A 12,300-nucleotide genomic window follows, 5' to 3' on the forward strand; every position below is an offset into this window, starting at 1 on the left:
CACGCAGTTGGATCCGCGGAGACAACCCCTCATCCGGCGCTTCGCGCCACCTTCTCCCGCAGGGGGAGAAGGAAGAAAGAAGCTACCTTCCCTTAAAGTTCGCCGCGCGGCGCTCTTCCGTGGCCTTGACGCCTTCCTTGAAGTCTTCCGTCGCACGCAGCCGCGTTTGCTCGGCGAGTTCGTGGTTGGTCGCGGCCATGACGCGGTCGGCGAGATTGGCGCGCATCGTGGCGCGGGTGGAGAGGAGGCCAAGCGGCGAGCATTCGGCGATCTCGCCGGCGAGCTTCATCGCGCCCGCCTTCACTTGGTCCTGCGGCACCAGCTCGTTGGCGAGGCCCCACTTGACCGCCTCTTCGCCGGTCACGCGGCGGCTGGTGTAGAACATCAGCTCGGCGTTGTTCTTGCCGATCAGCTCGGGCAGCGTCACCGTCAGGCCGAAGCCGGGATGGAAGCCGAGCTTGGTAAAATTCGCGGAGAAGCGTGCTTCGGGGCAGGTGACGCGGAAGTCGGCGGACACTGCGAGCCCGAGCCCGCCGCCGATGGCCGCTCCTTGCACGGCCGCGACGATCGGCTTCTTGGCGCGGAAGATGCGCACGGCCTGGATGTAGAGATGGTTGATCGGCCCGAGATTGTCGGCGGGATCGCCCTTCTTCTCGGCCTCGCGCGCCTCCTGCGCCTGCCGCGCGGGATCGCCGAAGTTGGCGCCGGCGCAGAACGCCTTGCCCTGTGCCGAGAGAACCGAGGCGCGGATCTCGATGTCGCGGTCGAACTCGTCGAGCGCATCCGCGATCTGGTTGATCAGCGAGATGTCGAAGAAGTTCAGCGGAGGCCTGCGGATTTCGATGGTGCCGACGTGTCCGACCTTCTCGACGCCGATATCTTTATAAGTGCTCATGGTGATCCTCGTGAATTAGCGCAAACCAAGTCCGCGGGCGATGATGCCGCGCAGCACCTCAGTGGTGCCGCCCTGGATAGTGAGTTTCGGTGCGGTCTTGATGGCGAAGTCGAGCTGCCGCTCCAGCGTCTCGCGGTTGGTCGCGGTCTCCTCGACGAAGGCGGCGAGATCGCGCACGCGGTGCGGAAGCTGCTGCTCCCAGACCGTGCCGATGTCCTTGACGATGGAGGCTTCCACTACCGGCTCCTTGCCGGCCTGCAGCATGCCGGCCACCGAGACCGACATGCGGCGCATGGTGTGGAGCTGCGCCACGAGACGGCCGATGCCTTCGGCGCTGCGCGTGTCCGGGTTCGGACCGACCGCGCGGACCAGCTCGGTCAGCACGTAATAGGTTTCGAGGAAGCGTTCCGGACCTGAGCGCTCATAGGCGAGCTCACTGGTCGCCTGCTTCCAGGCCCCGTCGACTTCGCCGAGGACGTGATCGTCGGGCACGAAGAAGTCGGTGAAGACGACCTCGTTGAACTCGTACTGGCCGGTGATCTGGCCGATCGGGTTCACCTTGATGCCCGGCTGCTTCATCTTGACCAGGAACTGGGTCAGGCCGTGACGGCGGTTTTCCTTGGTCGGCTGTGACGTGCGGAAAATCGCGATCATGTAGTCGGCGATGTGCGCCGACGAGGTCCAGATCTTGGTGCCGTTGATGAGATAGCCGCCGTTGGTCTTGGTCGCGCGCGTCTTCGCGGCGAACAGGTCGGAGCCCGAGTTCGGCTCGCTCATGCCGATCGCAAAGCAGATCTCGCCGCGGCAGATGCGCGGCAGGATATCCATCTTGATATGCTCAGGCGCGTATTTGATCAGCACCGGTCCGCTCTGGCGATCGGCGACGAAGAAACGCCGCGTCGGCGCGTTGGCGACGCGCATCTCCTCGGTGACGACGTAGCGCTCGAGGAACGAACGTTCCTGGCCGCCATATTTCTTCGGCCAGGTCATCCCTAACCAGCCTTTGGCGCCGACCCGGCGGGAAAATTCCGGCGCGTCGGTGTCCTCGCGGTTGGGCTTGTGCGGATCGAAGGTGCCGGCCGCGATTTCCTCGGCGAGGAACGCGCGCACTTCCTTGCGCAATTGCTCGCATTTCTCGGGCAGGCGGATCGGATCGAAACGAAGGGCAGCGGTCATTGTTGTCTCGTCCCCTGATCAGCGCGAAGCCACGAGCGGCCACAATTCGTCGGCGCCGCGATTGGCGACCAGCTTGCCGAGCTCGACGGCCCAGTGGCTTTCCGACCCGAAATCGTCGCGCCAGGCCAGCGCCCGCAGCGAATAGCGGTGCAGGATGTGCTCGATGGTGAAGCCGATCGCGCCGTGAACCTGATGCGCGATGGCGCCGCCTTTCTCCGCGGCCTCCGCGCAGCGGATCTTTGCGGCGGCGGCTTCGAGGTAGACTTCGTCGCCAAAGCTCTTCTCGTTCGCGATGGCATCGGCCGCGGAGGTTGCAGCCGCAAGCGCCGCGGCGGATTCGCCGGCGAGACGGGCGAGATTGTGCTGCACCGCCTGGAATTTCGAGATCTTCTTCTCGAAGGCGACGCGCTCGTTGGAATAGCGCACGGAGATGTCGAGCATCGCTTCCAGCGCGCCCGCGATCTGAAGGCTGCGCGCAACGCCGCCCATCAGCATGAGCGTGGTCTGGTCAAAACCCTTCGCGGGCTTGACGGTGACGGGCTGGACTTTGTCGAGCGTCACGGTGTCGCTGTGGTCATAGCCGACGTTGAGGCCGGCTTCGATCCGGCCCTTGCTCGCATCGACCAGCGCGATGGAAACGCCGTCCTTGCCATGGGCCAGCACCGCAAAATGCTTTGCCGCTTTCGCAAAGGGCACGCCGCGGGCGCGTCCGGAGAGTGCGCCGTTGGCGTCGATTGTGATGCGATCCTTCGGCGAAGCAGGCAGCACCGTCATCTCTCCCTCAGGGGATGCGATCTTCGCCTGCGCGAGCAGCCAGCCCGCGAGCATGGTTTCGGCCAGGGGAACCGCGACTGCGAAGCGGCCGGCGGCGTTCAGCAGCGCAAAACCGTCGGCGAGGCTGGCGCCGGAGCCTCCGAGATCGTCAGGCACCCAGGACAGCGGCAGGCCGGCCTCGCTCAGCGCCTGCCACAGCGGCGCCTGCCACGAATCCTTCTTGTCGTTGTTGATGGTCTGCGGATCGGCGAGATCGGCGAAGATCTTCTCCGCGGTCTCGACGACGATATTGTCACTCTCCGCCACAGCGTTCCCCGTGTTTTGCCATTGGCGCGTTCCGCCCGTGAGGCGCGCGCGCAGGTTCTTCTTGCGCCCGATGATCCGAAAAAGCCATGGCCCTGACAAGCGTTGATCGCAGGCCCATCTGCGGCTCCGGCATGGGCGCGAGAACCGGTCTGGACTAATTCCGCTTAGCGGAGTTTGCTCCATTTGCAGGGCGCGGCAAACTCGCTAAACAGGGCCAGTTCTAAGAGCTCGCATTCAATCAAGGGGAAGGAAATCCGGATGGCTAAAGACGGCTTGTGCGCAATCGTGACGGGGTCCGCATCCGGACTGGGGGCTGCGACCGCGGAAATTCTCGCGCGGAGCGGGGCGCGGCTCGTCATCAACTATTCCTCGAGCCAGAAGGAAGCCGAGGCTACGGCCGAGCTCTGCCGCAAGGCGGGCTCTCCGGAAGTTCTGGTCGCGCAGGGCGACGTGTCAAAGGATGACGATTGCCGCAAGATCGTCGCCGCGGCAGCCGGCTGGGGCCGGCTCGACGTGCTCGTCAACAATGCCGGCACCACCAAGCATGTGGCGCATGCCGATCTCGATGGATTGTCGGCTGAAGATTTCCAGCGCTTGTACGGCGTCAACACCATCGGCCCGTTCCAGATGGTGCGTGCGGCGCGCAGCCTGCTCGAGGCCGGGGCGAAGGCGTCGGGACGGCCGTCTGCCGTGGTCAACATCTCTTCGGTCGCCGGCATCAGCGGCGTCGGCTCGTCGATCGCCTATGCCGCGAGCAAGGGCGCGCTCAACACCATGACGTTGTCGCTGTCGCGCGCGCTGGCGCCGCTGATCCGCGTCAACACGGTGTGCCCCGGCTACATCGACACGCCCTGGTTCACCAAGGGGCGCGGCGAGGCCGGTGCCAAGCAGGTGCGCGACAGCGTGGTGGCGAAGGTGCCGCTCAAGGTCGCATCGACCGCCGACGACATCGCGCAGCTCGTCTGCTTCCTGGCAATGCCGGCCTCCAGCAACATGACCGGCGAGGTCGTGCGCATGGATGCGGGGATGCATCTGATTACTTAATTCGTCATTGCGAGCGAAGCGAAGCAATCCAGAGAGCGTCCGCGCGGACAGTCTGGATTGCTTCGTCGCAAGGGCTCCTCGCAATGACGGAGTGCGAGGGCAGCGTCGTGCCCGGCGTCGCGCACCGCTACCCTTTTATCACGCCGCTCGCGACCAGCCGATGCCAGATGAACAGCACCACCACCGCGCCGATCGTGGCCATGATGAAGCCGGCGCCCTGGTCTGGGCTGTAGTGCCCGATCGCCTGTCCGATGAAGGTGGCGAGAAACGCACCCGCAATGCCCAGGATGGTGGTGAGGATGAAACCGCTCGGGTTGTTCGGCCCCGGCGCCAGCCAGCGCGCGATGAGGCCGGCGACGAAGCCGACGACGATGATCCACAACAGGCCGCCGAAACTCATGACAGTGCTCCCCTTGCCTAGAATCTGCAGATCGAACGTCGTTTAAATTCGGCCCGAGAGCTCATTCTCGGTCGGCAGCCGTCCGTCCGGCGTCAGATGGTCGATCACCTGCGGCAGATATTGACTGAGGCCGGAGAGCAGCTCGTCGCGCGACAGGCCACTTTGGGCGGACAGGCTTTGGATCTGGTCGGCGCCGAGGGCGCTGGCGAGATCGCCGGGCGCGATCGCCTTGTTCTCGCCCTTGCCGACCCAGGAATTCGCGGCCTCGCCGTGGCCGCCCTGCTGGAGCTGGTTGAGGAGATCGCCGAGCCCGCCGCTGAGCACGGTGCCGGCCGCGCCGCCCGCGAGCAGGCCGCCGAGGCCGCCCTTGAGCAGGTCGCTGAGGCCGCCGCTACCACCGGGGCCGCCGGGAACAGCGCTGCTGCCCGTATTGACAGGTGTCGGAGGCGGCAGCGGCGAGCGCTGCTGCGATGCCGGCGCCGCGTCGGGCTGGCCTGCCGTCAGATGCTTGAAGGCCTTCCAGGCGATCAGGCCGAGCAGCGCCATGGTCATTGGCGACATGCCGCCGGAGGATTGCTCAGAGCTGGGCGTGCTCGGGCCGCGGGGGCCGTTCTGCATGCCGTTGAGGACGTCGAGTAGACCCATGGTGCTCTCCTTTGGCGTCTCGTTCGGCGAGCGCTCGCCGGTGACAGCCCCCGGGGCAAAAACATATGGGGCTCTCATGACGGTTACAAGGCGAATGCATCGCAACCAATGGGCAGCCGGCGCCGCCTCTGCTATCGAAGGCGGGATATTAAGGGAGCGAGGTCTGGTGATTGCGGATCGACCGATCGTGGTGGCCGGCGCGGGCGCCATCGGCTGTTTCGCCGGCGGCATGCTGGCGGCTGCCGGCCGCCGCGTCGCGCTGCTGGTGCGGCCGCGGGTCAAAACCGAGATCGAGCGGTTCGGCCTGCGGCTGACCGATTTCGACGGCTCCGAGAAGAAGCTCGGTGCGGGCCAGCTCGCGCTGTCGGAGGATCCCGCGATCTTCCACAACGCCGGCATCGTGCTGGTCACGGTGAAGAGCGCCGACACCGCCGATGTCGCGGACCAGATCGCGCGGCACGCGCCGCAGGATGCCGTCATCGTCTCCCTGCAAAACGGCATCGGCAATGTCGCGGTTCTGCGCGAGCGCCTCGGCGGCCGGCGCGTGCTCGCCGGCATGGTGCCGTTCAACGTGATCGCGATGGGCGAGGGGCGTTTTCACCGTTCGACCTCCGGCGACATCCATGTCGGCGAGGACGAGGCGAATACGGCCGCCGCGCTGTCGGTGCCGGGTCTTGCCATGCGCGCCAGCCGGGACATCACCGGCGTGCAATGGGGCAAGCTGATCATCAATCTGAACAATGCGCTCAGCGCGCTGTCCGACATGCCGCTCGCCGCGCAACTGGCGAACCGCGACTGGCGAAAACTGTTCGCCGACCAGATGGCGGAAGGTCTCGCCGCGCTGACTGCCGCCGGCATCGCGCCGGTCTCGTCGACGCCGATCCCGATGAAGTGGTCGCCGACCCTGCTGAGGCTGCCCGACATGATCTTCAATGCGATCCTCGGCCGTACGATGAAGATCGATCCCGAGGCGCGCTCCTCGATGTGGCAGGATTTGAAGCAAGGCCGCACGACCGAGATCGACTATCTCCAGGGCGCAGTCATTGCACTCGCGGAGCAGAACAACGTCGAGGCGCCGCTGATGCGCCGCATTGTTGCGCTGATCAAGGAGGCCGAGGCGGCAGGCAATGGTCCACCTCGGCTGACGCCGCAGCAGATCCGCGGGTAGCGCGAGAGTGCAGGGGGGCGCGATGAGGCGTTGTTTGGTGATCGGATTCGCGCTGGCGGCGCTCTGCGGCGCAACGACGCTTGCCTACGCGAGGCCGCCGACGGTCATGAGCTCTCCAGGCTATGACAGGCGGTTGCAGGAGAGCCGGTCGCAGTTGGGTAGCTCGCCGACGGTCACCGAGCCGGTAACCGCGCCGGTGGTCAAACCGAAGCGGACTAAGAAGAAGCAGCCGAACTGAAGCGTGACAGCGCCCTTGACTCAGCCCTTCTTCGCCGGCGGCTTGCTCGGCGTCGGGCTGAACAGCTTCTTCAGATCGTTCAGGCTTTCCGACAGCCGCGGCCATTCGCAGGAGAACGAGCCCTTGGTGCAGGGCGCACCTTTCGGTCGCGGGCTCGCGGCCTGCTGCACCTTCGGCCGCTCGACCGGCACCGGCACGCGCGCGACCGGCACCGGCAGGCGCTCGACCTCGGTTCGCAGTGCGACTTGCTGGAGCTTCTGCGCTTGCTGTTCCTGCTGCTCGCGCGCGGCGGCTTGGGCCGCTTCATTGCTGCGGCGCTGATTGGCGAGGTAGGCGGTGTAGGATTCGTCGATCTTTTTCTGCTCCTCCGGCGTCGGGTTTGGCCCAGCGATGTCGAAGGTGCGGTCCTGGAGGAAATCGTAATAGGAATAGCCACCGCCTGCCTTGCGGCGGCCGGCGAACTTGGCGTTGCAACTGGCAAGCGCAGCTGTCTTCTCGGTCTTGTTCGCTGCCTTCTCGGCGGCGTCGGCGCATTCCTCGAAATCGACAGGCGCGCGCTTCCACCATTGCGCGTGGGCATGCAACGGCGTCAGCAGAAAAAATCCTGCTGCGGCAACGACAAGCGCCGCGCGACGCGATGCGAACACGAACAACATTCTACGGGAGCATTCCTAGCAAAACTCAACCCGAACTGAGTCGGGGCGGATTTTTGCCCCTTTATCGCCGGTTTGTCACCCATGGAACTCGGGATTTTCATGGCTGTAATGCTGACATTTTTTGCTTGACGTGGCGCGGGAGTCACAGCCGCGCGGCACATGATGCGCTTAGACTTTTATCGGTTTGAATTCGAAGGGGAATGTCCGTCATGAGAGCGTTGGCCCGTCTCGCCGCAATCGCGCTGGCGTTCATGTCCAGCCATGCATTCGCAGCGGACGAGGATGCACCCAACCGCAAGCCGGTGAGGGCGATCGCCGACGCGCGCCTCTCGGTCGGCGGGCAGGGAATGCTGCCGCTCTATCTCTCCAGCGACTGGTCGCTGCCGCTGCCCGCGATCTCCCGTGCCGTCATCGTGCTGCATGGACGCCTGCGCAATGCCGACGAATATTACATGTCAGCCCATACCGCGCAGGGCGCAGCGGGCGATTACGGCAAGAGCGCGCTGATGATCGTGCCGCAGTTCCTGGCGGAGATCGACATCGAGGCGTACAAGCTGCCGGCGGACACCCTGCGCTGGTCGCTGGAGGGATGGGAGGGCGGCGACGCCGCGCTGGCGCCGAACCCGGTGTCATCCTTCGAAGCGCTCGATGCGATCCTCGCAAAACTCTCGGATCGGCGCATCTTCCCGAATTTGAAGCAGGTCGTCGTCGCCGGCCATTCCGGCGGCGGCCAGGTCGCGCAGCGCTACGCCATTGCCGGAAAAGGTGAGGCGGCGCTGTCGCGCCAGCATATCGACGTCCGCTACGTCGTCGCCAATCCCTCCTCCTACGCCTATTTCAGCGACCAGCGGCCACTGCCCAAGATCGCCGCATCCTGCCCGGGCTTCAACAATTGGAAATACGGCATGGACGGGCGTCCGCCCTATCTTGCGAACGTCACGCCGGCGGCGCTCGAGCAGCGCTATGTCGAGCGCGAGGTGATCTATCTGCTCGGCACGCTCGACACCAATCCAAAGCACTCCGCGCTGGACAAGAGCTGCATGGCCGAGGCGCAGGGCCCGTATCGCTATGCCCGCGGCCACGCCTATGCGGACGCGATGGCCAAGCGTGACCGCGGCACGCCCAATCACCGGGTGTGGGACGTCGCCGGCGTCGGCCATGACGGCGACAAGATGCTGACCTCGAAATGCGGCCTCGCGGCGCTGTTCGATATTCCGGGCTGCGGAGCTGAGCGCTGATGCGGATGTCTTGAAGGCAGATACCTTGTAGGCAGATACCTTGTAGGCCCAGCTCCGGCTGTTACACTTCGTCTCGCGACGCGCCTCATCCCGAGGCGGCGCCAAGAAGACGAAGTGGAAACACCTGATGCTACTGCCCCTGTCCGACGTGCCGCGCTGGTACGCAGAGCGCAAGCCGCAAGGCACGATCGCCGTCCGTCACGGGCAGCACACGCTGACATGGGACGAGCTCGAACGCGGCGCCAACCGGCGCGCGCGGGCGTTCATGGCCAAGGGCGTCAAGCCCGGCGACTTCGTCGCGATCGGCTTGCCCAACGGCAACGCGTTCTTCGAGACGTCGTTTGCCGTCTGGAAGTGCGGGGCGACGCCGACCTCGCTGTCATGGCGGCTGCCGCGCGGCGAAGCCGCCGCGGTGCTCGACATTCTGAAGCCTGCATTGGTGGTCGGCGGCGAGGCCGACTGGAATGCGCCGAACCGTTTGCCTGCTGATTTCGTGCCGGAGGGTTTTTCGGATGAGCCGCTCAATCCGCCGGTGGCCCGCTACTGGAAGGCCATGACCAGCGGCGGCTCGACCGGCCGCCCGAAAGTGATCCTCGATCATCAGCCGGCGGTGACCGACACCGTCGCCGCGCCGCCGCTCAACATCCCCTTCGGCGTCTCGCTGCTCAATCCCGGTCCGCTCTACCACAATGCGCCGTTCATCGTGTCGCATTACGCGCTGTTCACCGGCGGCCAGCTCACCGGCCTCGTCAAGTTCGACGCCGAGGAAACGTTGCGGCAGATCGCGCGCGAGCGCGTGCAATGGGTCAATTTCGTGCCGACCATGATGCACCGGATCTGGGCGCTGCCTGAGAGCGTGCGTAAATCCTACGACGTGTCGAGTCTGCAGACCGTGTTCCACATGGCAGCTCCCATGCCGCCATGGCTGAAGGAGAACTGGATCGCCTGGCTCGGACCTGAGCGGGTCTGGGAGCTCTATGGCGGCACCGAGCGGCAAGGCTCCTGCATCATCTCCGGCACGGAATGGCTGACGCACAAGGGCTCGGTCGGCAAGATCGGCGAGATGGCACGCTTGCGCATCGTCGGCGAGGACGGCAATGACGTCGCGCCCGGCGAGACCGGCGAGATCTATTTCCTCAACAATGACGGCAAGGACGCGACCTATCACTATCTCGGCGCCGAGCCGAAGCGCCGCGCGGACGGCTGGGAATCGCTCGGCGATATCGGCCGGCTGGATGCGGAAGGCTATCTCTATCTCGGCGACCGTCTCGCCGACATGGTGCTGCGCGGCGGCGCCAACATCTATCCGGCCGAGGTCGAGGCGGCGGTCTCCGAGGTTCCCGGCGTTCCGTCCTGCGTGGTGGTGGGATTGCCCGATCCGGAATTGGGCCAGCGCGTGCACGCCATCATCGAACCGGAGCTAGATGCAGATGGCCAGGCCATCGCCGACGGCATGGCTGACTTCCTGAGCGATAGGCTCAGCCGCTACAAGCACCCCGAGAGTTTCGAGATCGTCAGCGTCCCGCCGCGTGATGATTCCGGAAAAGTCCGCCGCACGCTGTTGCGCGACGAGCGCGCAGCATGGATGAAGGAAGGGCGCGCCTTCCGGATTTGGCCGGCAAGGGCGCGGGCGCACGCCGAATAAGAAAATTCACGAAAGGACTCTTCGACATGACGATCACCATCGCAGCCAACAGCGTGCCCAAACCGCCGGCCGAGATCATCGAGGGCTTTCGCGGTGCGCCGACCTCGGTCATTTCAGACAATCTCGCCCGGTTGCCGGGCGCGGTCGGGCTAAGACCCTATCATCGCGGCGGCAAGCTGGTGGGCACAGCCTTCACCGTGCGCACCCGTCCCGGCGACAATCTCGCCATTCACCGCGCGCTCGAGCTGGTCGGCCCCGGCGACGTCATCGTGGTCGACGGTGGCGGCGACGAGACCCGCGCGCTGGTCGGCGAGATCATGAAGAACATCGCGCAGTGGCGCAAAGCAGAGGGCTACGTCATCGACGGTGCGATCCGCGATGTCGCGGCCTTCGCGGCTGACGACTTTCCCTGCTACGCCCGCGCCGTGATCCATCGCGGCCCCTACAAGAACGGCCCCGGCGAGATCAACATCCCGGTTTCGATCGGCGGTAGCGTGATCTCGCCCGGCGACATCGTCGTCGGCGACGAGGATGGCGTGGTGTCGTTTCCCGCCGCGGGCGCGGCTGCGCTGCTGGAAGCGGTCCGCGCCCAGGTCGCGCGCGAGGAGGAGACCATGAAGGCGATCCGCGAGGGCCGCTACCAGGGCTCGTATGGGAAATCCTGATCAGAAAAAACGAAGGGGAGAAGGGCGTGAGCCAGAAGGACGAATTTCATAACATCGACGACGCCAGCGACGGGCTGTTCCGCGAGCTCGCGGCAGGCGTGACGACGCGCATCTTCTCCGGCGAGCAGGCGATGCTGTCGGTGGTGACGCTGGCCCCGCATGCGCAGGGCACGCTGCATCATCATCCCGAGGAGCAATGGGGTGTGCTGCTCGACGGCTCCGCCATCCGGGTCCAGGGCGATGAGGAAATTCCCGTGAAGAAGGGCGATTTCTGGCGCACGCCCGGCAACGTGCCGCACACCATGCGCGCCGGCCCCGACGGCGCCCGCGTGCTGGACATCTTTAGTCCGCCAAGGCCAGAATACAAAAAAGCGGGTTCGGGTTTCGGCACGACGTAAAGCGCCAAAGAGCAAAAAGCCAGGCGCAAAACCAAACAGGGAGGGGACCATGACGATCACACGACGGGCGCTGCTGGCCGCGCCCGCCATCCTCGCGATGGCACCGGCAAGCGCGCAGGCCTCGAAAATCACGCTGGTGGTGCCGTTCCCGCCGGGCGGATCGACCGACGCGATGGCGCGGCTGTTGCAGGCCAATCTGCAAACCAAGCTCAATCGCATCGTCGTGGTCGAGAACAAGTCGGGCGCAGCCGGCGCGCTCGGTGCGGCGCAGGTCGCCAAGAGCCCGCCTGATGGCTCGTCCTTCCTTGTCACCTTCGATTCCCACGCGGTGATCCCGTCGATCCTCGACAAGCCACCGGTCGATGTCGAGCGCGAGCTGATGCCGGTGTTGCTGGTCGGCACGGCGCCTTATGTGATCGCCGCGGGCGCCGGCCGCCCCTACAAGAGCTTTGCCGACGTGGTGGCCGCCTGCAAGGCGACGCCCGGCGCGGTGAAATACGCCTCCGTCGGCATCGGCACGCTCGGCCATCTCGCGATGACCGTGCTCGGCAACAAGGCCGGCGTCGAGATCATGCATGTGCCCTATCGCGGCGGCGGCCCGGCCATGAACGACGTGCTCGGCGGCCATGTCGATCTCATCGCGGGATCGGCGGCGCTGGTCGCAGCCCAGCTCGGCACCAACATGCTGCGACCGATCCTGCAACTCGGCCGCGAGCGGCTGCCGGGCCTGCCGGATACGCCGACCGCGATCGAAGCGGGCTTTCCGGACTTCGAGACGTTGGCCTGGTGGGGCATCTTCGCGCCCGCGGGCACGCCGCCTGACATCGTCGCAGGCCTCGCGGCGGCGTCGAAGGAGATCCTGAGCGAGCCCGCGACCGCCGCCCAGCTCAAGGAGACCCAGCAGATGACCCTGCTGCTCGAGGACGGCGCCGCCTTCAAGACCTTCTTCGACAAGCAGGTCGCCTATTGGGGCAAGGTGGTGAAGGACAACAATATCAGGGCATAAGAGGCCTTATTCCCCGGATTGCCATCCCGGGTCCGGTGGGCTCGCG

Annotated in this window: 14 protein-coding genes; 8 read left to right on the forward strand and 6 right to left on the reverse strand. The window is 65.6% G+C overall.

Annotated features, from left to right (window positions below; genetic code table 11):
• Positions 1-82: 82 nt before the first annotated feature.
• The 3 genes from NLM15_RS03360 to NLM15_RS03370 are packed head-to-tail and all read right to left on the reverse strand — an operon-like array spanning position 83 to position 3,151.
• Complete coding sequence (locus tag NLM15_RS03360) at positions 83-895, reverse strand: enoyl-CoA hydratase/isomerase family protein (RefSeq protein ID WP_254115267.1); 813 nt, start codon at positions 893-895, stop codon at positions 83-85.
• Between the two features lie 15 nt (positions 896-910).
• Complete coding sequence (locus NLM15_RS03365; RefSeq protein ID WP_254115268.1) at positions 911-2,071, reverse strand: acyl-CoA dehydrogenase family protein; 1,161 nt, start codon at positions 2,069-2,071, stop codon at positions 911-913.
• Positions 2,072-2,089: 18 nt separating this feature from the next.
• A complete protein-coding gene (locus NLM15_RS03370; protein ID WP_254115269.1) occupies positions 2,090-3,151 on the reverse strand; it encodes an acyl-CoA dehydrogenase family protein in 1,062 nt (353 codons plus the stop codon).
• Positions 3,152-3,409: 258 nt separating this feature from the next.
• Between NLM15_RS03370 and NLM15_RS03375 the strand changes: the two genes are divergently transcribed.
• On the forward strand, positions 3,410-4,195 hold the full coding sequence (locus tag NLM15_RS03375) for an SDR family NAD(P)-dependent oxidoreductase (RefSeq protein WP_254115270.1): 786 nt from the start codon (positions 3,410-3,412) through the stop codon (positions 4,193-4,195).
• A gap of 127 nt (positions 4,196-4,322) precedes the next feature.
• Here the strand turns inward: NLM15_RS03375 and NLM15_RS03380 are convergent, their stop codons facing one another.
• Together NLM15_RS03380 and NLM15_RS03385 are read right to left on the reverse strand one after the other, a co-directional pair.
• Complete coding sequence (locus tag NLM15_RS03380; RefSeq protein ID WP_254115271.1) at positions 4,323-4,595, reverse strand: GlsB/YeaQ/YmgE family stress response membrane protein; 273 nt, start codon at positions 4,593-4,595, stop codon at positions 4,323-4,325.
• 42 nt (positions 4,596-4,637) lie between these two features.
• Positions 4,638-5,240: a YidB family protein gene (locus tag NLM15_RS03385; protein WP_254115272.1), complete on the reverse strand. Its 603-nt coding sequence runs from the start codon at positions 5,238-5,240 to the stop codon at positions 4,638-4,640.
• Positions 5,241-5,406: 166 nt separating this feature from the next.
• On the opposite strand from NLM15_RS03385, the gene NLM15_RS03390 reads away from it, so the two are divergent.
• Positions 5,407-6,408, forward strand: a complete 1,002-nt coding sequence (locus NLM15_RS03390) for a 2-dehydropantoate 2-reductase (protein ID WP_254115273.1) — start codon at positions 5,407-5,409, stop codon at positions 6,406-6,408.
• A 22-nt stretch (positions 6,409-6,430) separates the two neighbouring features.
• The gene (locus NLM15_RS03395) at positions 6,431-6,646 is read left to right on the forward strand and encodes a hypothetical protein (protein ID WP_254115274.1); all 216 of its coding nucleotides are present in this window, start codon (positions 6,431-6,433) and stop codon (positions 6,644-6,646) included.
• A gap of 20 nt (positions 6,647-6,666) precedes the next feature.
• Here NLM15_RS03395 and NLM15_RS03400 read toward each other — a convergent pair whose 3' ends face one another.
• On the reverse strand, positions 6,667-7,302 hold the full coding sequence (locus tag NLM15_RS03400) for a hypothetical protein (protein WP_254115275.1): 636 nt from the start codon (positions 7,300-7,302) through the stop codon (positions 6,667-6,669).
• A gap of 209 nt (positions 7,303-7,511) precedes the next feature.
• On the opposite strand from NLM15_RS03400, the gene NLM15_RS03405 reads away from it, so the two are divergent.
• The 5 genes from NLM15_RS03405 to NLM15_RS03425 all read left to right on the forward strand — a co-directional run bounded on the left by NLM15_RS03405 (position 7,512) and on the right by NLM15_RS03425 (position 12,254).
• Entirely contained in the window at positions 7,512-8,540 is a 1,029-nt protein-coding gene (locus NLM15_RS03405) for an alpha/beta hydrolase (protein WP_254115276.1), read from the forward strand.
• A 127-nt stretch (positions 8,541-8,667) separates the two neighbouring features.
• Positions 8,668-10,185, forward strand: coding sequence for an AMP-binding protein (locus tag NLM15_RS03410; protein WP_254115277.1), 1,518 nt, complete (start codon positions 8,668-8,670; stop codon positions 10,183-10,185).
• A gap of 26 nt (positions 10,186-10,211) precedes the next feature.
• Positions 10,212-10,850: an RraA family protein gene (locus tag NLM15_RS03415; protein WP_254115278.1), complete on the forward strand. Its 639-nt coding sequence runs from the start codon at positions 10,212-10,214 to the stop codon at positions 10,848-10,850.
• Between the two features lie 26 nt (positions 10,851-10,876).
• Entirely contained in the window at positions 10,877-11,248 is a 372-nt protein-coding gene (locus tag NLM15_RS03420; RefSeq protein WP_035708285.1) for a dimethylsulfonioproprionate lyase family protein, read from the forward strand.
• A 49-nt stretch (positions 11,249-11,297) separates the two neighbouring features.
• Positions 11,298-12,254, forward strand: a complete 957-nt coding sequence (locus tag NLM15_RS03425) for a tripartite tricarboxylate transporter substrate-binding protein (RefSeq protein WP_254115279.1) — start codon at positions 11,298-11,300, stop codon at positions 12,252-12,254.
• Positions 12,255-12,300 lie beyond the last annotated feature (46 nt).

Origin of the sequence: Bradyrhizobium sp. CCGB20 (assembly GCF_024199855.1) — a bacterium.
Lineage (GTDB): Bacteria > Pseudomonadota > Alphaproteobacteria > Rhizobiales > Xanthobacteraceae > Bradyrhizobium.

What these genes read in the sequence shown, in the direction of transcription:
- NLM15_RS03360 (WP_254115267.1), bottom strand. Translation starts at nt 895, where the DNA reads ATGAGCACTTATAAAGATATCGGCGTCGAGAAGGTCGGACACGTCGGC.
- NLM15_RS03365 (WP_254115268.1), bottom strand. Translation starts at nt 2,071, where the DNA reads ATGACCGCTGCCCTTCGTTTCGATCCGATCCGCCTGCCCGAGAAATGC.
- NLM15_RS03375 (WP_254115270.1), top strand. Translation starts at nt 3,410, where the DNA reads ATGGCTAAAGACGGCTTGTGCGCAATCGTGACGGGGTCCGCATCCGGA.
- NLM15_RS03380 (WP_254115271.1), bottom strand. Translation starts at nt 4,595, where the DNA reads ATGAGTTTCGGCGGCCTGTTGTGGATCATCGTCGTCGGCTTCGTCGCC.
- NLM15_RS03385 (WP_254115272.1), bottom strand. Translation starts at nt 5,240, where the DNA reads ATGGGTCTACTCGACGTCCTCAACGGCATGCAGAACGGCCCCCGCGGC.
- NLM15_RS03395 (WP_254115274.1), top strand. Translation starts at nt 6,431, where the DNA reads ATGAGGCGTTGTTTGGTGATCGGATTCGCGCTGGCGGCGCTCTGCGGC.
- NLM15_RS03400 (WP_254115275.1), bottom strand. Translation starts at nt 7,302, where the DNA reads ATGTTGTTCGTGTTCGCATCGCGTCGCGCGGCGCTTGTCGTTGCCGCA.
- NLM15_RS03405 (WP_254115276.1), top strand. Translation starts at nt 7,512, where the DNA reads ATGAGAGCGTTGGCCCGTCTCGCCGCAATCGCGCTGGCGTTCATGTCC.
- NLM15_RS03410 (WP_254115277.1), top strand. Translation starts at nt 8,668, where the DNA reads ATGCTACTGCCCCTGTCCGACGTGCCGCGCTGGTACGCAGAGCGCAAG.
- NLM15_RS03415 (WP_254115278.1), top strand. Translation starts at nt 10,212, where the DNA reads ATGACGATCACCATCGCAGCCAACAGCGTGCCCAAACCGCCGGCCGAG.
- NLM15_RS03425 (WP_254115279.1), top strand. Translation starts at nt 11,298, where the DNA reads ATGACGATCACACGACGGGCGCTGCTGGCCGCGCCCGCCATCCTCGCG.